The following is a 16,826-nucleotide window of genomic DNA, read 5'->3' on the forward strand; positions in this document are numbered from 1 at the left end:
CATGTGATGTGCGCCCACGTCCGACGATGACGTACCGATAGAATGGTCCGCTTCGCCACCCCGAAACGCTTCGCAAGCGAGTAGGCGGAAGCGGGGTCTGCTCTGATTTGACGGACCAAGTCGTCGGTAAGTTTGGCGCCGCCGACGCGCTCCCCTCTTGCCCTCACTTCTGCGGGTTTGACACCCTGCCCGAGGCGTAGACCGTCAAGGTTCATTCGCCCCTTGCGAATGGCGTCTTGCATGTTCTCTTGATGCGACCCGACAAAGAGATGGTCCGGGTTCACGCAGGCTGGGTTGTCGCAGCGATGGCACGCGCACTCGCCCTTGCCGAGTATCCGGCCTTGATAGAGGCGCAGCGCTACGTGCGTGGCGTAACGCAGATCGCGCGTTGAAACGCGAAGTTGGCCATAGCCGCGTCGGTCGACAGACCCGGTCCACAGCCAACATCCGCTATTGGGCTCCGGCGTCCATTTCTCATCGAACCGATCGCGAAGGGGCCGACGGTAGCGGCCGGCAGACCGACTGGCGTGCCCCTCCGCGGGCGAAAGCTCTTCCAGCATACGCATCACGGCGCCTCGTGCGCGTGCGCGAGGCCAGCCCGCAGGATGGCGTCCTCGTAGACCCGCAGAAGCTCGTCCGCCTCGTGCAGGTCCGCCTCGGACTTCGCCCGGCGCTGGATGACGCGCTTCAACGTCGGCACGTCGTAGCCCTCGCCGCGGGCCTCCTTGTAGACCTCGGCGATATCCTCGTTGATGGCGGCCTTGTCGGCGTTCAACCGTTCGATCCGCTCAACCAGCGATGCAACCTGCGCGGCCGTCACGTCGATGCCGCGAGGCGGTCCGTTGTGGCCCTTCCCGGTCATGCTGCCCCCATGGATAGGTGCCCCAGGGCTCGCCGCGACCGGCTCATTCCGGTGCTGACGCGAGGCCGGTGCGGGGCATTCCCGGCAACTCCGCCCTTTCCGCCATGCGATCCCGTGCCGGTGTGCTGCGGCACGACAGCCGACGCTCGGAGGACGGTTTGTGTGTGCCCGGCCGGTTCCCTGCGGCCGTGGGAGGTGCGCCGGCTGAAGGGCGCGTGGTGAAAGATGCCCGGGAAGCGCGACGGCCTCCGCCCGGGCTCGGAGAGAGAGGCCCACTCGCTCGGGGAGCCGCCGCGCATGGGATAGGTGCCGGGGAGCATCGACAGCCCCCGCCCCGGCCCGAGGGCAGACGACGCCATCGCCCCGCACGATCCGCCCAGGACAGAACGTCCGAACGGGATTGGCGCCCTGTCGTGCATCTCACTCACTGCGGCGGTCCCGCCATCGGGAGCGGCGCAGCATCCAGACCATCGCCATGTCCGCGTGCCGGCTCGCGAGGCGGACGTGCCGACGCTGCATCGCCGCCGCGAGCCACGTCGCCCGCGTCCATAGCCATCGTCGCATTCCGCATCTCCTGGACGCGCTGGAAGGTCTGCATTGCCCGCATGAAGTCGCGGGCGAACTCGGGGTCGGCGTCCGTCATCGCCGTGAGGCGGCGGACTTCGCTCGCCAGTTCGGGGACGGCCGCGATCAGCCGCAGCAGATGCAACCCCTGCGGCGTGGACTTCTCGTCGAGCCAGTTCTTGGCGGTCGAGACGTTGGTCCCGGCCGCTCCGGCCAGCTTCTTCGCGCCGTGCCGCTCCCGACCGAACGCCGACTTCAGCGCGCCCGAGACGGTGCGCTGGTAGTCGAACTGATCCATGGTCAGGATGGGGGCGATCACACCGGCCCCCCGCGCAAGAACGCCGATTTTCGGGGCAAGTTCTTTGCCCTGTCTTGTCTTGGGACATGCTGCCGCTCCATGACGCACTTTCGGGTCATGGAGACGGTTGACTTCATCAGCAGCGAAGACGACGAGGGCGCCGCCGAGCCCTGGCAGGCTATCGGCGACATCGTGAATGGACTGGTCCGCAACCTCCTGGCAGAGGCGCGCGGACGGGAGAGTGCAGCGCGGGGAGGCCGGGAAGAGGAAACCTCCCCGCGCACTCTGCCCGTGATCGTGGGTCGCCGATCGACGGGCGAGGATCATGGGGGCGACGATCATTGCTCGCGCCCCAAGCGATAGAGAAACACCGCCAGCGCGATGCCGATCGCGGCCCAGATCAGGGCGGCGACCGAAACCACAATGGCAACGAGGGACAGCATCAGCGATCGGCCCCCATGTCGTCGTCGGACATGCCGTCCCGGGTGACGAGGTGGTCGTCGATCCGGCGGACGCATTCCAACGTCGTGATCCGCCGCTCCAGCGCGTCGAGCTGCCCCAGCAGGTCGCGCACCTGCACGACGAGGGCGTCGATACGGTCGATCGCCTCGTTGATCGGAAGGGCGGCGGGGATCGCCATCAGGCGGCGTCCCGTGGAGCGGAGGATTGCCGCCCTTGAAGCAGAGATCGCCGAACTTCGACCGCGGCGGCGGTCAGCGCCGAAATCCGCTCCGGCGAAATCGGCTCGACCTCGCGCACCATCGCGTTGATCTCGTCCAGTTCCCGCGACCACTGATCCAGCAGCGCAGGACCGATGAACCAGAGAAGGCCGCGGCCGATGAGCTTGCGCATCACGCGGCTCTCGTCGTGTCGGGATGCTGGGCGTAGAAGTCATTGGCCGTGACCTGCCCCGCAGTCGCCTCGACGATCCGCGCCATGATCTGCGGCGTCGGAATGCGCTCAGCGCGCCGATACTTCCGGACCGCGAATGTCGAAACCCCGATCCGACCGGCCATCGCGGCATCGGTCAAACTCGTGGCCCGCATCCATGCTTCAAGGTTCATGGGGCGATAGTGCCCCAGCCTGGGGCATCAATGCAAGCAGAAAGTGCCCCGAATTGTGACGCGCGCTAAGTGCCCCATTCCGGGTACGTTCCGGGCATGAACGACGCAGAGATCGGCGCCCGAGTCCGGGCGGCCCGCGAGGCGCAGGGCCTCACGCGGCCAGCCATGACGTCGCTCGTCGCGGCCAGCGAATCCCAGATACGGAAACTTGAGGACGGCGACCGGCGCTGGACGCTCGACTGGCTCAGCCGGTTCTCCCGCGCCCTCGGGGTGCCGGTGGCGGAACTCGTCGGTCCCGAACCGCTCCCCGAGGAACACGGGGCCGGGCCGCTAGCGAGCGGAGCGTCCGGGGAAGAAGATCACACGCCCGCCGATCTGCTGTCCGGCGCGCTGATCGACGAGCGGGGCGGAAACCGCCGCGGGGCCGTTCGACGGGTGCGGGCGTACCTTGGGCTTATCGGAGAAGATGAACGGCCGCCACGGGCACGGCGACGGCCCTCCTAGAGCTTCCCGGCCGGCGACCAGGTCGATGTCCGGCCCCAAGTCCCAGAGCAGGACCATCAGCTCGCCCCACGGCGTGGCGAGCCGCTTTTCGGACGCTCGCCGCGCCGATGGCGTGACCTTGATATAGGTGCCGGCCGGCTCGGCCAACGCGCTGTGCCGATAGTGCAGGTATGACCATGCCTGCGACCGATCCAGCCGATATCGGAGCGACACGCCCGCGATAACGACGATCCCGCCCGGCGGGATGACGGCGATCTGCGCTTGCTGCATAGCCGGATGTTGCTGGCTTCGGCCAGCTTCGACAATCGGGGGCGCTACTTCAGTCGCTGGGCCGGGGTCATCTTCCATTGCGCACGCTCCCATAGCCCGTGCCATTCTTAGGCCGCTCGCTGGCGAGCCGGGGCAGCACGGGTTCCATTCCGTCGCTGGAAAGGGAGAGCGTGCACTCTCCGTACAGTGGTCGTGCGAGTGACGCCCGCACGGTCCCCCGTCTTTCTCGGGGGCAGGCACCCGCTATCCGCTGTCCGCCCTCATGAGATTCGCCCCCTCTGTTTTACGCGGTCCGCGCGCAATGCGCCTCGGACGCGAAAATCATGGCACGGCCACGGCCTCGCGTCGCGTCACATTCCGGGTCACTTTTCTGCTTGCATAGTGTCCCATAGTGGGGCATTCTCCCCTCATCAACACCGAGGGGAGACCATGGCGAGCAAGAAGTCGAAGCTGGGGCGAGCGACGCACGATGTCGTCGCCAAGATCGCCCCCACGCTGCCCCGCGGCATGTCGTGGGAATGCATTCGCGACGTCATCGACCAGCGCACCGGCAGTGATCTCAACGGGTGGGAACTGGATCGAGCGACGGACGCAGCGATCCGCATCCGGGACCGCAACACCCCCTCCGCCGCCTGACCGGAGGCCAGACCGATGCTGTCCGACCTGACCCGCATCGCAATCACCGACGAGGAAGGCCGCCGCGAGTTGGCCACCCTCGGCGAGTTCATCGCCGACAACGGCGACGCCTTCGACGAGCGGGACGTGGCCGCCCTCCGGGCCGAACTTGCCGCCTACCGCCCCTATCACATGGGCGGAGGCGCCGGCCCGCTGTTCACCATCCGCAACGTCGAGCCGATCGCCTGACCGGAGGACAGACCGATGCTCTACGAGCACAACGACCCCGGGTTCCTGATCCGCTACGCGCGGACCCTGATCGAAGGCGCGGCGGGAAGCGGACGGCGGACCCGCGTCGACTTCCTCAGCGAGGCATCCCACGTCATCACGGCGGCCGAACGGCTGGTCAAGGCCGAGAAGCCGGTCGTCATCCTGGCGGAGGCGGCGGAATGACCACCCTCCCCCGCATCCGCTGGTCGGACATCGTCACGGCCCCCCGCCCCGACGAGTGCGACCCGATCGACCATCCCCGCCTCAAGGCCCGCGCATTCGAGGCCCGCGTCCTGATCGTCTGCACGATCGCCCTGCTCGTCACCGGATACCTGACCGGGGCCGGCGCAATCGACTACGCGCGAGCCATGTTCGCCCTCTCTCTTCCGATGGTGACGCCATGAGCGAGCGCATGTTCTTCGTCTCCGAAGATGAGCTTCGGACCGGCGCGAAAGAGATCGTCGCGTTCATGCGGCGGGCCGCGCAGTCAAAGGGGTCCTTCATCATGACCCAGACCGGCCAGATCGACTTCGAGGACTACGCCGGCGACCTGCTCGTCAAGGCAATGGCTGCGCACGATCGCATTCCCGAGGTGACGCCATGACCGGCATCCCCTCACGGCTACTCGCTCGCCTCGCCGCCGCCGAAGCCCGCGCCCTCCCCCTTCCCCGCCGCTACACCGGGGGACCGCTGGAGGACGGGCTGTATCTGTGGCGGCGGGAGTGGTGGCCGAGACTGTCGTGGGCGTCGGTCTGGATCGACGACGCCATCAGCCGGACCGGCCGCGCCCCGGCGCTGATGTCCGACAAGTTCGTCTGGCTCATCGGCCCCATCCACATCCCCGAAATCCCGAGTGAGGAGGCGTCGTCATGACTACGCCCCCCGAATTGGATCGCGACGAACGGTTCGCCCGCATCAACACCAACCCGATCGCGGAACTGCACGCCTGTCTGATGCGCGATAGGCCGCTGATGACGCACGACCGGACGCGATTGGAAGAAGCGTTCGTCGAACTCTGGCACGCCCTCGACGAGGCCCAGTGTCTTGCGGAGCGAGCCTGCGGAAACGGCCCCGAAAACCGACAGCGTCTCGACGCGATCCACGCCGGCCGATGGAAGGCCGCCGCCCTCGCGCTCCCCGACGAATGGCTCGCCCAAATCATGGACCCGATCACGGAGGCGTCGTCATGACGCCCACCTACGAAAACCGCACCAGATACGAGGATCGATCCGTCCTCTCCCGCGTCCACGCCAGCCGTGACGCGGCGGTCCGGGACGTCGCCCAGATGATCGAGGACGGTGACGAGGACGAGTACGACGGCACGCTCGTCGTCCACCGTGACCGCTACGGGCGTGTCGAGCGGGTCGAGATCGTCGACCTGATCCCCCTGGCCGAGGACTGGATCAGGGAGGCACACGAGGCCCCCGTCCACAGCATCCACCACCAGCATTCCTGGAGGGCATACGGATGACCACCAACATCGGCCGCTGCCAGTGGGAGGCGTGGATGTGCGTTCGCGACCTCCGGGACACGATCCGTCAGGACCCCGACGCCCGGGCGGAACTGGACGACGCGATGCTCGACCAGACCATCGCCGAAATCATCGGCCTGCTCGGCGACCTGTCGGTCGATCGGAAATTGAAGGCGCGGGAGGCGGCATGACCACCGCATTCGATCGGCACGGCATCCGCCACCTGTCGGCCTCGGCGCTGAACCTGTGGAAGTCGGACCCGGCGCTCTACGCGGGCAAGTATCTGCTCCGCTGGTCGGAGGATGCCGGCCCGAACGCATGGCTCGGGAGCGCCGTCGAGGCCGGCCTGACCGCATGGCTCTACAAGCGGGACATCGCGACCGCGAAAGAAGCCGCCGACCGGGAATGGCTCAACCGGAGCCAGGGTGACGTGTCGGATGATGTGGAAGCCGTCAAGGCCCGCATCCTGCCCATGCTCGGGATGGCGATCGACGCCACCCGCGGGGTCAACGACGTGCCGACCTCCTCCCAAGCCAGGGTCGAGTGCTGGCTGGACGGCATCCCGGTCCCGATCATCGGCTACACGGATTTGGAATGGCCGGACAGCATCGTCGACCTGAAAACGACGAAGGCGATGCCCTCGTCGCCGCGACCGGATCACGTCGCCCAGATGGCGGTCTACTGGCTCGCCCGTGGCCGGGAGAAGTCCTGCTCCCTGCTCTACGTCACCGACAAGAAACACGCGGTCTATCGCCTGGAGCCCGAGGACATGGAACAGGCGCTGAGCGACCTGCGGGCGACCGCGAGGACGCTGGAACGGTTCCTGTCCCGTGTCCGTGACGGGCACGACGCGATCGCCCTCTTGCCGGCGGACACCTCCGGATACCGCTGGTCCGACAATCTGCGCGAACGGCTGAATGCCGAAAGGATGGCGGCATGACCATCGATTGGAAGGCCCTCGCGGCCCCATTCCCGCCGGACGCCGTGTCCTGGCGCGTGGGTTCCGTCACTCGGGACAAGACGCGGGGAATGGCACTCGCATTCCTTGACGCCCGAGACGTGATGAACCGCCTCGACGACGTGCTGGGGCCGGCCGGGTGGCAATGCCGCTACTCGCACGCCGACGACAAAAAGACCGTCTGCGATATCGCGGTGAAGGTCGACGGCGAATGGGTGTGGAAGGCGGACGGAGCGGGCGAGACGGATATCGAAGCCGAGAAGGGCAGTCTGTCGTCCGCCTTCAAGCGCGCCGCGGTGCGCTGGGGGATCGGCCGCTATCTCTACGACCTCCCGTCGCCGTGGGTCGAATTGAAGGACGGCAAGTTCATCCCCGAACACGAGATGCCGAAGCTCCGCGCACTGCTCGCGAAGGATGCGCGGCAGGCGGTTGGACCGTCCGCACCGACCGCGCCCCCACCCGCATCGAAGGCGCCTCCGCCGCCCTCCCCGTCCGGAAAGGGAAACCTGTTCTGGATCGAGGCGGATGGATCGGAAGTCCGTTTCGAGAAGGGGTCTGACTGGTTCGCGCACGCCCTCAAAAGGCTGCGCTCCGCCCGTGACCCGGCCCCGCTCTGGGCGGTCAACGGGAAGACGGCCAACGAGATCGTCGAGCGCGCCCCGGACCAGCTCAAGGCCCGGGCCGAGGAACTGCGCGATCAATGCATCCGGGCCGTCGACGACGCCCGCGACCTCACCGCTGCCGCATAGGAGACCATCATCATGTCCGAACGCATGGACGTCATCGCCTTCAAGAAGGGCGCGAACGGGAAGAACTTCGCGATCCGCTGCGGCTCCGCCGTCCCGAACCGGGAGGGGCCGGGATACCGGGTCTATCTGGACAGCATCCCCGCCCCGGAGGACGGGCAGTGGGTGCTCTCGATCATGCCGCCGCGGGTGAACAACCGGGACGGCAACCGGCGGGATGATTTCTGACCATGGCCCTCCCCGCCCGCATCAAGCCCGAGCCCATGGGCAGAGAGAAACGCATCCGGTGCCCCTCGCATCTCGGCTGGGTCCGCTCCCATGCCTGCTGCGTGCCGGGATGTGACGGCCGGCCGATCGACGCCGCGCACGTCCGGTCCGGGACGGATGGCGGGCTCGGGATGAAGCCCGGGGACGACTGGGCGATCAGCCTCTGCGCCTCCCATCACCGGGACCAGCACCAGGTGGGCGAGCCCGAGTTCGAGCGCCGGCACGGGATCGACATGAAGGCGCTGGCGCGGGAGTTCGCCGCACGGTCGCCGCACAAGGTGAAGTTGGTCAGGAGGGGAGCATGACGAAAACTGACGACGTGATGCCACCACCCTTTGGGCTTGGATGGTCAGGTGGCCCGGACTTGGACCCGGCAAAGCTGATTTGCCTGACGTGCATGAAGCATCCCCGCGACTTGGAGGAATACCGCCAGATGGGGCGCGAAAACCAGATGAGCCCAGAGGGGTTCGTTTGGATGTACGAAGGGACGCTTGACCGAACAACCGGCAAGTTTCTCTGCACGCCCTGCCACGAGGCGTACATACAGGCCAAGGCGAGTGCGACCTCCTTCCCGAGACGCGCGCAGCGGCGCCGGATGTGGCGCCCATGACAGCGATCCCCGCGACCTTCTCCGACTTCCGCATCGTCAAGGGGCGGAAGGTCGCGCAGTTCGTGTTCGAGACTCCCCTGGAAGCTGCCGACGACGCGCTGTCGAAGCTGGGTGGCCTGCCGAGGCCGGACGCCGAGCGGTGGGTCGGTATCGCCCCGCTGGTCGGGAAGCCGAAGGCTGAACAGCAGCCGGAGGCACCCCCTCCCGAGCCCGAGAAGGTGAAGGAGCGACGCCCCTTCCACACGCTGCCGAGAAGCCAGCAGGCGGCGATCCTGATCAACGATGCGGCCTTCCAGTCGTGGGTTGGGAGCAACCGCACGCCCGAAGAAACCGACCAGATGCTCAAGGCGCACATGGGGATTGCGTCGAAGCGTGATCTAGACCAGCCCGCCCACGCCGAGAAGTGGGACCGCATGGTCGCGACGTTCCGAGCCGACGCCGGCCGCCAGACATGGGAGCGCCCCGCATGACCCCCGCCGACCCCCGCGAGGCGATGCAGATCGCCCTGTTCAACGCCCGGCGCCTGGTCCGCGACCTCGGGATGCTGGCGCCCGACGCCCTCGGGGTCGCCGGGTTGGTGACCCACTACTACGAGCGGGATGCCGCCATAGCGACTGTCTCTCGGGTCGTCGTCGCTCTGGAAGAGGCGATGGACCGGGGGGCCCGGGGGTACGGGGGGGGCGCGGGGGGGGCGGGCCGCGGGGGGGGGGGGGGGGGGCCCCGGCTCCGGGGGGGCCCCGGGGGGGGGGAACGGGGGGGGGGGGGCCGGGAGCCCCCTTGGGGGGGCCCCGGGGAAGGAGCCCACGGAATGATCGTAGAGCCGATGACGCCAGACCTCGCGGTCGCCACGCTGAGAGGCTGGGCCGACCACATGCGGGCGGAGAACGCGATCCTGCAAACCCGCTCCGGGTTCATCATCTCGGCGGACGTTCTTGACGTCGTGCTGTCCACCATCTCTACCCTGACCGCCGAGCGCGACCAACACGCGACCGCCTACATCGAACTGCACGGGCAGCACGTCGCGAAGATGATCGAACTGGCCGACGCCCGGAGCGCGCTCAAGCGGGCCGAGGCCGAGCGCGACGCGGCGGTGGCGCGGGCGATGCCGGAGCCCCGCCTGATGCGGACGGTGGAGGAGGTCGAGGCGCTGCCGGAGGGCAGCTACTTGATCCGGCTTCCGAGCAGCATCCGCGCGATGCTGTGGGTGAAGCTGTCGCCCCGCATCTTCGGACAGGGGGCGTGGATGGCTCACAGCCGAGCGCTCTGCGGCAACGCCGCGCTTGTCGAGGCAGTCGTCGCCGGCCCCCTCCCCGACCTCCCCACCCCCACCGCAGCGCAGGAGGCCGCCAATGGCTGACCAGACCGTGCTTGACGAGATCGCGGGGGAGCGGCGCCCCAAGGCGTACCGCACTCTCACGGACCGCTTCGACCACCCGGCCGGCACCGTCGTCTACAAGCAGGTGCTGTACGACTACGGGCTTGCAGCCGACGACACCCGCGGGACAGGCGTTCCGCACGTCACGGTGACGCTCGATCCCAAGGGCGGCTACCCCGGCTTCACGATCCCCGTGAGCGCGTTGGAGCGCCTCGACCGCGCAGCGCAGGAGGCGACCGATGCCCATCCTTGACCAGAACGGCGCCCCAACACTGGTGAATGTTCACCAGCTCGAACGCGCGATCATCGACGAGCAGGCCGGCCGCTCAGGCTCGACACGGGAGCGGCGATCCGATGGGCGCTGGTATCGCGCTCGTTCCTTTGGCTGGCACGGGCTCGTGTTGCGCACCCGCCTGCGGCTGGCGTGGCGAGTGTTCACCGGCCGCTACGACGCCCTATCATGGGAGACTCCCGATGCCGGCTGACCTGACGATGGTCGAGTGGGACATCCTCGCCGACATGGCAAGGGCTGGCGCGCGCGGCAGGCTGAAGGAGGACGGTCGCACGATCGAGGGACGCGCCCAGCACCGGCTGCGGAACCTGGGACTCGCCGAGTACACCGTCGAGCGCCGGCACGGCACCAGCGGTGCCGTCGTGCGCCGCATCTTCCGCATCACCGCGGCGGGGATCGCCGCATTGGAGGGACGCGCTCATGGCTGACGCACGAGTCCTCCGCGATCTGGCGCAGGAGGTGGAGCGGCTGGATGCGCCATGCGACGACATGGACGCCAGGATCGGCCGGGCGATCGGACTGGACATCCGGCCGAAGGGCGATTGGAGCGGAGCGCCGCACTTCACCGCGGCGCTTGACGCCGCCGCCGGGCTGATGCCGGAGCGGTGGTGCCCGGAAATCGTCCACAGGGGCAACCTCTGGCGCGTATGGGGCCGACCCTCGTCCGGCATCTGCGTCTTCGGTCATGGAACCACAGAAGCGGTTGCCCGCACCGCCTGCGCTCTGCGCGCCCTAGCCGCTGATCTGGAGGGGACCGATGCCCCGACTGTCTGATCCGATGCGGGAGGCGCTGGAGGCAGCAGCGACCAATCAGTGCCTGCGCTCTCCGTTCGGCGCATGGCGTCCGTCAGGCGGAGGTCGCCGGATCGCCCATCCGACTATCGTCGCCCTTACCCGCCGCGGCCTGCTGCGGCAGGAGGGGAATACTCGCGTCATCACCCCTGCCGGCCGTGAGGCCATCGGGTCGGCTTCCATGCCGTCTACTGTCACAACGAAGCGTGGCCGCACTCTCCGCGCAAGTGCCGCCGGAACCGCAGCGATCACCGGCACGAGGACTGCCCGGGCTTCGTCGCCAACCCGGATTGCAAGCCGGAGGATAGCCCATGACCCCCATCCGCGAGACGATCGCGAGGGCGATCAGCCCGTACTATTGGGCTGCGGCGGGAACGGCGCGCGACACGAGGGCGAAGAAGGTCCATCGGGACCGATCGCTGTTCGCCGCAGATCGCGTCCTCCGCGCCCTCGACGAGGCGGGATGCGTGGTGGTTAGGAAGGAGCCAATGCCGGAAGCGGTCGGGGCATGGTGGAGGGTGAAGAACGGCCATCACTTCCACGACGAGCCCCCGCCGACCGATACCAGCGATTATGCCGCCTACCGCGCCATGATCTCCGCCTCTGTGGTAGAATAGAGGGATGTGGAGGGGTAGATGACGGAAGTCCGCGTCACCTGCGAATGGGTGGTCGAGCCCGCGGCGCGCGGCTACCTCATCACCTCGCCCGACGTACCCGGGTTCATCCTCGGGGCGGACGATGCGAACCATGTCGTCGAGAAGGTGCCGAAGATGCTGCGCGCGTTCCTCGACGACGAGACGGTGGAGCCGATATATCGGTTCACTTCCTCGCCCTGATCGCCGCGAGCCGCGCCCGGCAGTCCTCCCCCGCCGCCCTCAAATCCACGATCCAAGACAGGAACTCCGCCCACGTCCCTCCGCTCTGCGGCAGGGGCGGTTCCTCAGCGCACCGGAGCAGCGGCGCCGGGATTTCCACCCGCTCGACCCTGATCTCCGGTGGAGGGGGCGTGCTCGCGCAGGCGGTCAAGGAAGCGATCGACAGGCTCAGGAACGCGATCATTCGCTTCGGGGTCACGGGCGATCTCCTGTCGGATGACGACGACGCCGCGGGCGGCCTTGCGGGCGCGCTCCGCTTCGTCGGATAGCAGCTTCATGTCGGCTTCGGTCTGCGCCTTGATGGCGATCACGGCGTCGGCATTGGACTGTGCCACCCGTCGCGCCTCGTCGCGCTCGACCACGAGACGGCCCTTGTCCTCGATCGCGTCATAGGCGAGGTAGCTCACCCCGCCGAGGGCGACCGCCATGCCGGCGATGACGTACCAGGTGATGGGGATGGGGATCACCGGAACGCCCACTGCCAGAACCGCCGCAGCGGTCCGACCGGGTCGGGAACCGGGATGCGGGCCACCACCTCGCCGTCGAGACGGCCCCACGCCAGCGCACGGAACCGGGCCTCGGCCTCCTCGGCGTCACGCGCCTGGAGGGTGAAGCACCACCGCCCGCCCTGGAAGGGATATGAGAAGGTGAAGGTCTTGTAGTCGTCCATGGCCGGGTGTTCCCCTATGCGCGGGGTTGGTGTATATTCAGGGGGCTGTCGGCGGCACGGAAGGACGTGCGGTCGATGTGGGGACTTCCGGCCCCATCCGGGCAAGTACGGCGCGAGCCGGAACGCTATCGGTAACGACAGAAGTCGCGGCGCAAGGAACGCCACGCAAGCCGGTATCAAGCCCGGCCCGACAGCAGAGCGCGGTCTCTTGACCGAAGATGCGACAGAGTTGGCGTACCAGCTGGACTGGATGGCGAAAGCCTAGGACAAGAGAACCACGTCACTCCCCCGGCCCGAACGCCCTCCCTAGGGAGCGCACCCGGTCCATACCGGCGACCTACGGGTCTAGGGTCGGGGGATGCCTATTCTTCGATGCACCACGATCGGCGCTTCAGAGGTTTCACATGGCCCGCTACATCGAGCCGACCGAAGCAGAGATCGCCGAATTCGCCGAATGGCTGAAGGATCGGCCGGCGATCGTCCGAGAACTCGCCGCGCGTCTCGATCCGTGGTCGCTGTTCCTGCTCAAAACGACCGGCCAGCGGGTGACGATTGTCGCCTATGGCGAGGACGGAACGGTCCGCGTCGAGGTGTCAGCCTGCGTCAATCCCGGACTGTTGTTCGATCGCACGGTGTTCGGCATCAACCCCGACGATCTGGAGCCGTGCGACATTCCCGACGATGCCGGTCCGCACGAGCCGATCCTGTCCGCGGAAGGCGTGGTCGAAAACATCGATGCCCTGCGGGTGTTGACGCGGCCTGATCTGTTCGAAATGGGCGCGGATGGGACCGCGATCCGTCGCACCTAGCGCGCTCCTCGCCCTACTCGCACCACCCCATCCGCCGCCTGTTCCCTGTCACGGCCCGGCCGTTCACGACACTCAACGCCCGTTGAGCGTCACCGGCTACACACACCACCCCTGCCGCCGCCCGTACTCCCTGGCGTCCTGTTCCGTCCGGAACCCGGCGAGATAGCCGGTCCCGGACCCGTCGAACTCGTCGAACCAGGTCTCGCGGGCCTGCCACTGCCACGGCAGCGTGTCCCGGAGGACGTGGGCGAGGGTGACGCGATCGGGTGCGATTTTCTGCATTTGCCCTCTTGCGTTGGCGACACTGTGTCGCTATATTCTGTCTGTGAACGGCGATTGTGCCGCTCCGCATCGGGAGAAAAACGATGACCCACATGACTGAAGCCCGCCGCCAATGGCGGGACGCGTACCGGATGGCGCGGCGCACCGCGCGCAGCGCGCCGCGGTATGAATTTCCGTGGATCGCGGCAGCCATGTCGCGGCCCCTCCCCGCCGCCGCGTTCGCTGCCGTCCATGAGCGGCATCCCTCGGCGTCGAGCGGGTATCCGAGCGTGGCCGCGAAATACCTGCTGTGGGTATCCGATGGGGCGCGACCCGAGACTGCCAAGTGGCGGTACTGGCTGCGCTCGAAATACGGAGCGGCCATCGGCCGCGGCTGCCGGCGCTGGGGAGGTCCGACCGATGACCAAAAGCGCAACGCGCTGTACATCGGAGAACGGATACGCCAGATCCGCTACGCCCGGCGGCTGGCGCATCGCCACGGGCGCTGAGCGCTACGTCAGGATCGACGACGGGCGGCAGTATCCGTCGCTCTGCGTCGGTGCGGAGCGGCGGGGGAATACGATCAGCTACGAGAACCCCGAGCAGCTCGCCGCAGATTGCCACGCCAAGCTCTACAAGACCCGCGCCGGATTCGACCGCGCCGCTGCACGGCTGGCCGATGTCGACGCCTACGCCTGACCGCCCCACCCCCGCCGACCTCCGGGAGCGCCGCAAGGCGCTCTCGCTGTCTCAGGGTGCCTGCGCGCGCATCGCCGGCGTCACGACGCGATCCTGGCAGCGCTGGGAGGCTGGCGACCAGGACATTCCGCCGTGGACGGATATGTTCATGCGCGGACTGGAGTGCGAGGCCGGGATCAGGACAGCACCAGCGCCGCCGCCGTGACCGCGTAGAGAATGGCGCCGTGCCCTATCGCCCCGATGTACGTCGCGTGCGGGGGCCGATCGGTCAGGCCGCGCGCCAGGAACCCGGCCTCGTAGGTCGCGACCTTCAACGCCCCGGCGAGCAGGACCACAGCAGCCGAGATCCATGCCCCATGCCATGCCAGAACACCGGCAGGGGCGAGCGTGACCAATGCGCCGGTCCCGGCCATGGCGAGATACGCCATCGGGACGGACAGGCCCTTCCGCGAGGGCGCGAACCGCAGCCCGATGCCGCCCATGTGGCCGAGCGACCACCCGCCCGCCATGCCGACCCAGATCAGGGCAGCCTCGATCCAGCCGAAGCCCAGCGCCAGCGCGGCCATCGGCAGCCCGAACAGCGCGATGCCGGTCTCTTTGCCCTTCGAAGAGTTGGGCAGGCCGGGGATGCGCCCCTGGTCTCGGACATGCGCCCAGAAGGCCCCCCATAGCGCGCCGAAGGCGAGCGAAATTGCGACCATGACGACTGCCATGTTCCTGCTCCGTTCCAGATGTGGTAGAAATAGCGAAGCCGGCGGACGGTTGGCCCCGTCGACGCCGGCTTCTGACCAACCCCGTTCTATGGAGACGGAAGATGGCTAGCGACACCCTAATCGAAGAATGGCGGTCTGTTGAGGGGTGGCCTTACGAAGTAAGCAGCCTCGGTCGCGTCCGCCGCTCCACCATGGGTGCCCCTCTGACAAATACCTCGCCGGGCCGCATCCGGACCCCGTATCTTGAGCGTAGTGGATATCTCCGCGTAAACTTGTCGCGAGGGGCGGATCGGCGCAAACATTGGGTCCACCGCCTTGTGGTTGAGGCCTTTATCGGGCCACCGCCCAACCCTTTATGCCAAGTCGCGCACATCGACGGCTGCCCACTGAATAATGTTCTTGCGAACTTACGCTGGGCCACTCCGAAAGAGAATTCTGAGGATAAGCGCCGCCACGGCACTATGGCTCGTGGCACGGCCATCAACACCAATAAACTCTCCAGGCACGACGTGATGGCACTTCGTCATCTTCGAAAAACGCAACTGACGACGCACCGCGGGCTTGCCGAACGGTTCGGCATTTCGAAGAGACAGGTCGGCCGCATATTGAATGGGCTATCCTGGTCATGGGTTGGCTCTAGTTGACGGCGGCCACGCCGCCCCACATGGCCCGAACGTTAGGCGTCGGGATCGTCCACTCGCCCGGTCTTCGTCAGGACCGTTGAGCGATACGCGACATAGCTCGACCGCTTCGACCGATCGTCCATGGCTGCAAAGCCGCAGTAGCCGAGCACCACCGACCCGCCGACCAGCATCAGCCCGTTGGCGATGGTCTCGTTCAACCGGGTATCCTCGCCCCAGATCAGCAGATAGACGATGCCGGCGGCGCAGAACGCGAGCGTGCCGAACACCGCCCGACGGCGCAGCACCCATGAGGTTTCGTAGGTCTGCGGATCAAGGCCGGGATCACGCATCGGACAGGAACAAGTCGCGCTCGGCGGCACGGCGGCGGACGAGGCCGGGTAATACTCGGCCGCCACCCTTGTTCCAGCGCGGGAACTGGTCAGCGGCGCCCTCGTAGTCGCCCGCGTTCAGCTTCCGCAGCAGCGTCGACCCCGCCAGCGCCCCGAGCCCGACGTTGTAGGCGAACGACACCAAGGCCGCGAACTGGTTGTCGGTCAGATCGACCTGGACCAGCCGCTCGACCCCGGCGGCGAACCGCGCCAAGTCCTCGGCCAGTCGCTCGTCGGCCTGCTCCTGCGTCCACACCATCCCCATGCGGATATCCGGGCCAGTGGCGCCGTAGCCGATGGTTGGGATGCCGGCCGGGCAGCGGTAGGCGTCGAGACGGCAGCCCTCGAACTCCTGGACGAGTCGGACGCCGGCCTCGCTGACTTCACGAGCCATCGCGATTCCTTTGCTCTCGGTGGTGTGGTATAGAAGAGGGGCTGTCGGCGGCGTGGATATCGGATCGGACCGGGAGAGCCGGCCAATAGCGCACGCGACCTCGCCTTATCGGAAGTGGCGCCCGAGCCGACAGCTACTCTCTCATCCTCGCCGCGATCTCCGCCGCACATGCGGCATACCCGACATGGTCGATGCCATCGTCCGGGTTGTAGGCCCCGAGCTGCGTCCTCGCGATCTTGAGCAGCGCCATCATCAAGGCCGCGTCATGCGCGTCGAGCGGTGCGGCCGGCTCACTGCGGATCGCCAGATAGGCGTTCCACATCGTCGCGATCTTGCCGTGGTTGACTTCCACGGGGCCGTGCGTGTTCGCCCTCGCCCCGCCCACGATGCCGGCGGCGGTCTGTAGAATCTCGGCTGCTTTCATCAGGCACCCAT

40 protein-coding genes are annotated in these 16,826 nt (G+C 67.6%); 27 read left to right on the forward strand and 13 right to left on the reverse strand.

The features are described 5' to 3' along the window. The 3 genes from IPK85_02260 to IPK85_02270 form a co-directional block, all read right to left on the reverse strand. The coding region (locus IPK85_02260) for an HNH endonuclease (protein MBK8246221.1) at positions 1–569 on the reverse strand (569 nt) is incomplete at its 3' end. Continuing rightward, positions 566–862 (reverse strand): DUF2312 domain-containing protein, encoded by a 297-nt coding sequence (locus IPK85_02265; GenBank protein ID MBK8246222.1) that lies wholly within the window; start codon positions 860–862, stop codon positions 566–568. The genes IPK85_02265 and IPK85_02260, both read right to left, overlap by 4 nt. A gap of 424 nt (positions 863–1,286) precedes the next feature. Beyond that, entirely contained in the window at positions 1,287–1,724 is a 438-nt protein-coding gene (locus tag IPK85_02270) for a hypothetical protein (protein MBK8246223.1), read from the reverse strand. Positions 1,725–1,823: 99 nt separating this feature from the next. Between IPK85_02270 and IPK85_02275 the strand changes: the two genes are divergently transcribed. Next, a complete protein-coding gene (locus IPK85_02275; protein ID MBK8246224.1) occupies positions 1,824–2,087 on the forward strand; it encodes a hypothetical protein in 264 nt (87 codons plus the stop codon). A gap of 79 nt (positions 2,088–2,166) precedes the next feature. On the opposite strand, the gene IPK85_02280 is transcribed toward IPK85_02275, so the two are convergent. Genes IPK85_02280 through IPK85_02290 form a run of 3 tightly spaced genes read right to left on the reverse strand, consistent with a single transcriptional unit; the run spans position 2,167 to position 2,788 of the window. Continuing rightward, positions 2,167–2,364: a hypothetical protein gene (locus IPK85_02280; protein ID MBK8246225.1), complete on the reverse strand. Its 198-nt coding sequence runs from the start codon at positions 2,362–2,364 to the stop codon at positions 2,167–2,169. Next, positions 2,364–2,576 (reverse strand): hypothetical protein, encoded by a 213-nt coding sequence (locus tag IPK85_02285; protein ID MBK8246226.1) that lies wholly within the window; start codon positions 2,574–2,576, stop codon positions 2,364–2,366. Before IPK85_02285 ends, IPK85_02280 begins: the two co-directional genes overlap by 1 nt. After that, a complete protein-coding gene (locus tag IPK85_02290; protein ID MBK8246227.1) occupies positions 2,576–2,788 on the reverse strand; it encodes a helix-turn-helix transcriptional regulator in 213 nt (70 codons plus the stop codon). The genes IPK85_02285 and IPK85_02290 overlap by 1 nt, the downstream gene beginning before the upstream one ends. Positions 2,789–2,884: 96 nt before the next feature. Between IPK85_02290 and IPK85_02295 the strand changes: the two genes are divergently transcribed. From IPK85_02295 to IPK85_02400, 22 genes are all read left to right on the forward strand, one after another. Further along, positions 2,885–3,292 carry a helix-turn-helix transcriptional regulator gene (locus tag IPK85_02295; protein MBK8246228.1) on the forward strand — a complete coding sequence of 136 codons (408 nt, stop codon included), beginning with the start codon at positions 2,885–2,887 and terminating at the stop codon, positions 3,290–3,292. A gap of 699 nt (positions 3,293–3,991) precedes the next feature. After that, on the forward strand, positions 3,992–4,198 hold the full coding sequence (locus tag IPK85_02300) for a hypothetical protein (GenBank protein MBK8246229.1): 207 nt from the start codon (positions 3,992–3,994) through the stop codon (positions 4,196–4,198). A gap of 15 nt (positions 4,199–4,213) precedes the next feature. Beyond that, entirely contained in the window at positions 4,214–4,426 is a 213-nt protein-coding gene (locus IPK85_02305) for a hypothetical protein (protein ID MBK8246230.1), read from the forward strand. Between the two features lie 15 nt (positions 4,427–4,441). Beyond that, entirely contained in the window at positions 4,442–4,630 is a 189-nt protein-coding gene (locus IPK85_02310) for a hypothetical protein (GenBank protein MBK8246231.1), read from the forward strand. Continuing rightward, positions 4,627–4,851: a hypothetical protein gene (locus IPK85_02315; GenBank protein ID MBK8246232.1), complete on the forward strand. Its 225-nt coding sequence runs from the start codon at positions 4,627–4,629 to the stop codon at positions 4,849–4,851. The genes IPK85_02310 and IPK85_02315 overlap by 4 nt, the downstream gene beginning before the upstream one ends. Further along, the gene (locus IPK85_02320; GenBank protein MBK8246233.1) at positions 4,848–5,051 is read left to right on the forward strand and encodes a hypothetical protein; all 204 of its coding nucleotides are present in this window, start codon (positions 4,848–4,850) and stop codon (positions 5,049–5,051) included. The genes IPK85_02315 and IPK85_02320 overlap by 4 nt, the downstream gene beginning before the upstream one ends. After that, positions 5,048–5,320: a hypothetical protein gene (locus tag IPK85_02325; protein ID MBK8246234.1), complete on the forward strand. Its 273-nt coding sequence runs from the start codon at positions 5,048–5,050 to the stop codon at positions 5,318–5,320. The genes IPK85_02320 and IPK85_02325 overlap by 4 nt, the downstream gene beginning before the upstream one ends. Continuing rightward, on the forward strand, positions 5,317–5,637 hold the full coding sequence (locus IPK85_02330; protein ID MBK8246235.1) for a hypothetical protein: 321 nt from the start codon (positions 5,317–5,319) through the stop codon (positions 5,635–5,637). The genes IPK85_02325 and IPK85_02330 overlap by 4 nt, the downstream gene beginning before the upstream one ends. Next, positions 5,634–5,918: a hypothetical protein gene (locus IPK85_02335; protein MBK8246236.1), complete on the forward strand. Its 285-nt coding sequence runs from the start codon at positions 5,634–5,636 to the stop codon at positions 5,916–5,918. The genes IPK85_02330 and IPK85_02335 overlap by 4 nt, the downstream gene beginning before the upstream one ends. Continuing rightward, entirely contained in the window at positions 5,915–6,109 is a 195-nt protein-coding gene (locus IPK85_02340) for a hypothetical protein (GenBank protein ID MBK8246237.1), read from the forward strand. Before IPK85_02335 ends, IPK85_02340 begins: the two co-directional genes overlap by 4 nt. Then, entirely contained in the window at positions 6,106–6,858 is a 753-nt protein-coding gene (locus IPK85_02345) for a PD-(D/E)XK nuclease family protein (GenBank protein ID MBK8246238.1), read from the forward strand. The genes IPK85_02340 and IPK85_02345 overlap by 4 nt, the downstream gene beginning before the upstream one ends. Next, positions 6,855–7,625: a hypothetical protein gene (locus tag IPK85_02350; protein MBK8246239.1), complete on the forward strand. Its 771-nt coding sequence runs from the start codon at positions 6,855–6,857 to the stop codon at positions 7,623–7,625. Before IPK85_02345 ends, IPK85_02350 begins: the two co-directional genes overlap by 4 nt. Positions 7,626–7,637: 12 nt before the next feature. After that, the gene (locus tag IPK85_02355) at positions 7,638–7,850 is read left to right on the forward strand and encodes a hypothetical protein (GenBank protein ID MBK8246240.1); all 213 of its coding nucleotides are present in this window, start codon (positions 7,638–7,640) and stop codon (positions 7,848–7,850) included. Between the two features lie 35 nt (positions 7,851–7,885). After that, positions 7,886–8,194 carry a DUF968 domain-containing protein gene (locus IPK85_02360; GenBank protein ID MBK8246241.1) on the forward strand — a complete coding sequence of 103 codons (309 nt, stop codon included), beginning with the start codon at positions 7,886–7,888 and terminating at the stop codon, positions 8,192–8,194. Between the two features lie 301 nt (positions 8,195–8,495). Next, entirely contained in the window at positions 8,496–8,969 is a 474-nt protein-coding gene (locus tag IPK85_02365; GenBank protein MBK8246242.1) for a hypothetical protein, read from the forward strand. Between the two features lie 338 nt (positions 8,970–9,307). Next, a complete protein-coding gene (locus IPK85_02370) occupies positions 9,308–9,856 on the forward strand; it encodes a hypothetical protein (protein ID MBK8246243.1) in 549 nt (182 codons plus the stop codon). Further along, positions 9,849–10,127 (forward strand): hypothetical protein, encoded by a 279-nt coding sequence (locus IPK85_02375; GenBank protein ID MBK8246244.1) that lies wholly within the window; start codon positions 9,849–9,851, stop codon positions 10,125–10,127. Before IPK85_02370 ends, IPK85_02375 begins: the two co-directional genes overlap by 8 nt. Continuing rightward, on the forward strand, positions 10,114–10,359 hold the full coding sequence (locus IPK85_02380) for a hypothetical protein (protein ID MBK8246245.1): 246 nt from the start codon (positions 10,114–10,116) through the stop codon (positions 10,357–10,359). Before IPK85_02375 ends, IPK85_02380 begins: the two co-directional genes overlap by 14 nt. Next, positions 10,349–10,594 (forward strand): hypothetical protein, encoded by a 246-nt coding sequence (locus tag IPK85_02385; GenBank protein ID MBK8246246.1) that lies wholly within the window; start codon positions 10,349–10,351, stop codon positions 10,592–10,594. Before IPK85_02380 ends, IPK85_02385 begins: the two co-directional genes overlap by 11 nt. Beyond that, positions 10,587–10,940 (forward strand): hypothetical protein, encoded by a 354-nt coding sequence (locus IPK85_02390; protein MBK8246247.1) that lies wholly within the window; start codon positions 10,587–10,589, stop codon positions 10,938–10,940. The genes IPK85_02385 and IPK85_02390 overlap by 8 nt, the downstream gene beginning before the upstream one ends. A gap of 329 nt (positions 10,941–11,269) precedes the next feature. After that, entirely contained in the window at positions 11,270–11,575 is a 306-nt protein-coding gene (locus tag IPK85_02395; GenBank protein ID MBK8246248.1) for a hypothetical protein, read from the forward strand. Positions 11,576–11,593: 18 nt separating this feature from the next. Continuing rightward, a complete protein-coding gene (locus tag IPK85_02400; protein MBK8246249.1) occupies positions 11,594–11,794 on the forward strand; it encodes a hypothetical protein in 201 nt (66 codons plus the stop codon). A gap of 104 nt (positions 11,795–11,898) precedes the next feature. Here the strand turns inward: IPK85_02400 and IPK85_02405 are convergent, their stop codons facing one another. Together IPK85_02405 and IPK85_02410 are read right to left on the reverse strand one after the other, a co-directional pair. Next, complete coding sequence (locus IPK85_02405; protein MBK8246250.1) at positions 11,899–12,300, reverse strand: hypothetical protein; 402 nt, start codon at positions 12,298–12,300, stop codon at positions 11,899–11,901. Then, on the reverse strand, positions 12,297–12,503 hold the full coding sequence (locus IPK85_02410; GenBank protein ID MBK8246251.1) for a hypothetical protein: 207 nt from the start codon (positions 12,501–12,503) through the stop codon (positions 12,297–12,299). Before IPK85_02410 ends, IPK85_02405 begins: the two co-directional genes overlap by 4 nt. A gap of 404 nt (positions 12,504–12,907) precedes the next feature. On the opposite strand from IPK85_02410, the gene IPK85_02415 reads away from it, so the two are divergent. After that, entirely contained in the window at positions 12,908–13,312 is a 405-nt protein-coding gene (locus IPK85_02415) for a hypothetical protein (GenBank protein MBK8246252.1), read from the forward strand. 96 nt (positions 13,313–13,408) lie between these two features. Here the strand turns inward: IPK85_02415 and IPK85_02420 are convergent, their stop codons facing one another. Further along, positions 13,409–13,594, reverse strand: a complete 186-nt coding sequence (locus IPK85_02420; GenBank protein ID MBK8246253.1) for a hypothetical protein — start codon at positions 13,592–13,594, stop codon at positions 13,409–13,411. A gap of 399 nt (positions 13,595–13,993) precedes the next feature. Between IPK85_02420 and IPK85_02425 the strand changes: the two genes are divergently transcribed. Then, on the forward strand, positions 13,994–14,272 hold the full coding sequence (locus IPK85_02425) for a hypothetical protein (GenBank protein MBK8246254.1): 279 nt from the start codon (positions 13,994–13,996) through the stop codon (positions 14,270–14,272). Then, positions 14,253–14,477 carry a helix-turn-helix domain-containing protein gene (locus IPK85_02430; GenBank protein MBK8246255.1) on the forward strand — a complete coding sequence of 75 codons (225 nt, stop codon included), beginning with the start codon at positions 14,253–14,255 and terminating at the stop codon, positions 14,475–14,477. The genes IPK85_02425 and IPK85_02430 overlap by 20 nt, the downstream gene beginning before the upstream one ends. On the opposite strand, the gene IPK85_02435 is transcribed toward IPK85_02430, so the two are convergent. Further along, positions 14,449–14,985: a hypothetical protein gene (locus IPK85_02435; GenBank protein MBK8246256.1), complete on the reverse strand. Its 537-nt coding sequence runs from the start codon at positions 14,983–14,985 to the stop codon at positions 14,449–14,451. The two genes, IPK85_02430 and IPK85_02435, sit on opposite strands and share 29 nt — an antisense overlap. 101 nt (positions 14,986–15,086) lie before the next feature. Here IPK85_02435 and IPK85_02440 point away from each other — a divergent pair, with 101 nt between their 5' ends. Next, positions 15,087–15,629: an HNH endonuclease gene (locus tag IPK85_02440; protein MBK8246257.1), complete on the forward strand. Its 543-nt coding sequence runs from the start codon at positions 15,087–15,089 to the stop codon at positions 15,627–15,629. Positions 15,630–15,661: 32 nt separating this feature from the next. On the opposite strand, the gene IPK85_02445 is transcribed toward IPK85_02440, so the two are convergent. From IPK85_02445 to IPK85_02455, 3 genes are all read right to left on the reverse strand, one after another. After that, positions 15,662–15,958, reverse strand: coding sequence for a hypothetical protein (locus tag IPK85_02445; protein ID MBK8246258.1), 297 nt, complete (start codon positions 15,956–15,958; stop codon positions 15,662–15,664). Next, positions 15,951–16,391, reverse strand: coding sequence for a lysozyme (locus tag IPK85_02450; GenBank protein ID MBK8246259.1), 441 nt, complete (start codon positions 16,389–16,391; stop codon positions 15,951–15,953). Before IPK85_02450 ends, IPK85_02445 begins: the two co-directional genes overlap by 8 nt. A 133-nt stretch (positions 16,392–16,524) precedes the next feature. Next, a complete protein-coding gene (locus IPK85_02455; protein ID MBK8246260.1) occupies positions 16,525–16,815 on the reverse strand; it encodes a hypothetical protein in 291 nt (96 codons plus the stop codon). Positions 16,816–16,826: the final 11 nt, after the last annotated feature.

The organism is Gemmatimonadota bacterium (assembly GCA_016712265.1).
In the GTDB taxonomy this organism is placed as follows: domain Bacteria; phylum Gemmatimonadota; class Gemmatimonadetes; order Gemmatimonadales; family Gemmatimonadaceae; genus RBC101.

What these genes read in the sequence shown, in the direction of transcription:
- IPK85_02390 (MBK8246247.1), top strand. Translation starts at nt 10,587, where the DNA reads ATGGCTGACGCACGAGTCCTCCGCGATCTGGCGCAGGAGGTGGAGCGG.
- IPK85_02330 (MBK8246235.1), top strand. Translation starts at nt 5,317, where the DNA reads ATGACTACGCCCCCCGAATTGGATCGCGACGAACGGTTCGCCCGCATC.
- IPK85_02435 (MBK8246256.1), bottom strand. Translation starts at nt 14,985, where the DNA reads ATGGCAGTCGTCATGGTCGCAATTTCGCTCGCCTTCGGCGCGCTATGG.
- IPK85_02395 (MBK8246248.1), top strand. Translation starts at nt 11,270, where the DNA reads ATGACCCCCATCCGCGAGACGATCGCGAGGGCGATCAGCCCGTACTAT.
- IPK85_02335 (MBK8246236.1), top strand. Translation starts at nt 5,634, where the DNA reads ATGACGCCCACCTACGAAAACCGCACCAGATACGAGGATCGATCCGTC.
- IPK85_02445 (MBK8246258.1), bottom strand. Translation starts at nt 15,958, where the DNA reads ATGCGTGATCCCGGCCTTGATCCGCAGACCTACGAAACCTCATGGGTG.
- IPK85_02380 (MBK8246245.1), top strand. Translation starts at nt 10,114, where the DNA reads ATGCCCATCCTTGACCAGAACGGCGCCCCAACACTGGTGAATGTTCAC.
- IPK85_02270 (MBK8246223.1), bottom strand. Translation starts at nt 1,724, where the DNA reads ATGGATCAGTTCGACTACCAGCGCACCGTCTCGGGCGCGCTGAAGTCG.
- IPK85_02305 (MBK8246230.1), top strand. Translation starts at nt 4,214, where the DNA reads ATGCTGTCCGACCTGACCCGCATCGCAATCACCGACGAGGAAGGCCGC.
- IPK85_02265 (MBK8246222.1), bottom strand. Translation starts at nt 862, where the DNA reads ATGACCGGGAAGGGCCACAACGGACCGCCTCGCGGCATCGACGTGACG.
- IPK85_02415 (MBK8246252.1), top strand. Translation starts at nt 12,908, where the DNA reads ATGGCCCGCTACATCGAGCCGACCGAAGCAGAGATCGCCGAATTCGCC.
- IPK85_02300 (MBK8246229.1), top strand. Translation starts at nt 3,992, where the DNA reads ATGGCGAGCAAGAAGTCGAAGCTGGGGCGAGCGACGCACGATGTCGTC.
- IPK85_02370 (MBK8246243.1), top strand. Translation starts at nt 9,308, where the DNA reads ATGATCGTAGAGCCGATGACGCCAGACCTCGCGGTCGCCACGCTGAGA.
- IPK85_02280 (MBK8246225.1), bottom strand. Translation starts at nt 2,364, where the DNA reads ATGGCGATCCCCGCCGCCCTTCCGATCAACGAGGCGATCGACCGTATC.
- IPK85_02295 (MBK8246228.1), top strand. Translation starts at nt 2,885, where the DNA reads ATGAACGACGCAGAGATCGGCGCCCGAGTCCGGGCGGCCCGCGAGGCG.
- IPK85_02325 (MBK8246234.1), top strand. Translation starts at nt 5,048, where the DNA reads ATGACCGGCATCCCCTCACGGCTACTCGCTCGCCTCGCCGCCGCCGAA.
- IPK85_02340 (MBK8246237.1), top strand. Translation starts at nt 5,915, where the DNA reads ATGACCACCAACATCGGCCGCTGCCAGTGGGAGGCGTGGATGTGCGTT.
- IPK85_02320 (MBK8246233.1), top strand. Translation starts at nt 4,848, where the DNA reads ATGAGCGAGCGCATGTTCTTCGTCTCCGAAGATGAGCTTCGGACCGGC.
- IPK85_02310 (MBK8246231.1), top strand. Translation starts at nt 4,442, where the DNA reads ATGCTCTACGAGCACAACGACCCCGGGTTCCTGATCCGCTACGCGCGG.
- IPK85_02365 (MBK8246242.1), top strand. Translation starts at nt 8,496, where the DNA reads ATGACAGCGATCCCCGCGACCTTCTCCGACTTCCGCATCGTCAAGGGG.
- IPK85_02400 (MBK8246249.1), top strand. Translation starts at nt 11,594, where the DNA reads ATGACGGAAGTCCGCGTCACCTGCGAATGGGTGGTCGAGCCCGCGGCG.
- IPK85_02440 (MBK8246257.1), top strand. Translation starts at nt 15,087, where the DNA reads ATGGCTAGCGACACCCTAATCGAAGAATGGCGGTCTGTTGAGGGGTGG.
- IPK85_02355 (MBK8246240.1), top strand. Translation starts at nt 7,638, where the DNA reads ATGTCCGAACGCATGGACGTCATCGCCTTCAAGAAGGGCGCGAACGGG.
- IPK85_02375 (MBK8246244.1), top strand. Translation starts at nt 9,849, where the DNA reads ATGGCTGACCAGACCGTGCTTGACGAGATCGCGGGGGAGCGGCGCCCC.
- IPK85_02430 (MBK8246255.1), top strand. Translation starts at nt 14,253, where the DNA reads ATGTCGACGCCTACGCCTGACCGCCCCACCCCCGCCGACCTCCGGGAG.
- IPK85_02275 (MBK8246224.1), top strand. Translation starts at nt 1,824, where the DNA reads ATGACGCACTTTCGGGTCATGGAGACGGTTGACTTCATCAGCAGCGAA.
- IPK85_02345 (MBK8246238.1), top strand. Translation starts at nt 6,106, where the DNA reads ATGACCACCGCATTCGATCGGCACGGCATCCGCCACCTGTCGGCCTCG.
- IPK85_02290 (MBK8246227.1), bottom strand. Translation starts at nt 2,788, where the DNA reads ATGAACCTTGAAGCATGGATGCGGGCCACGAGTTTGACCGATGCCGCG.
- IPK85_02315 (MBK8246232.1), top strand. Translation starts at nt 4,627, where the DNA reads ATGACCACCCTCCCCCGCATCCGCTGGTCGGACATCGTCACGGCCCCC.
- IPK85_02350 (MBK8246239.1), top strand. Translation starts at nt 6,855, where the DNA reads ATGACCATCGATTGGAAGGCCCTCGCGGCCCCATTCCCGCCGGACGCC.
- IPK85_02450 (MBK8246259.1), bottom strand. Translation starts at nt 16,391, where the DNA reads ATGGCTCGTGAAGTCAGCGAGGCCGGCGTCCGACTCGTCCAGGAGTTC.
- IPK85_02385 (MBK8246246.1), top strand. Translation starts at nt 10,349, where the DNA reads ATGCCGGCTGACCTGACGATGGTCGAGTGGGACATCCTCGCCGACATG.
- IPK85_02285 (MBK8246226.1), bottom strand. Translation starts at nt 2,576, where the DNA reads ATGCGCAAGCTCATCGGCCGCGGCCTTCTCTGGTTCATCGGTCCTGCG.
- IPK85_02410 (MBK8246251.1), bottom strand. Translation starts at nt 12,503, where the DNA reads ATGGACGACTACAAGACCTTCACCTTCTCATATCCCTTCCAGGGCGGG.
- IPK85_02360 (MBK8246241.1), top strand. Translation starts at nt 7,886, where the DNA reads ATGGGCAGAGAGAAACGCATCCGGTGCCCCTCGCATCTCGGCTGGGTC.
- IPK85_02455 (MBK8246260.1), bottom strand. Translation starts at nt 16,815, where the DNA reads ATGAAAGCAGCCGAGATTCTACAGACCGCCGCCGGCATCGTGGGCGGG.
- IPK85_02425 (MBK8246254.1), top strand. Translation starts at nt 13,994, where the DNA reads ATGACCAAAAGCGCAACGCGCTGTACATCGGAGAACGGATACGCCAGA.
- IPK85_02420 (MBK8246253.1), bottom strand. Translation starts at nt 13,594, where the DNA reads ATGCAGAAAATCGCACCCGATCGCGTCACCCTCGCCCACGTCCTCCGG.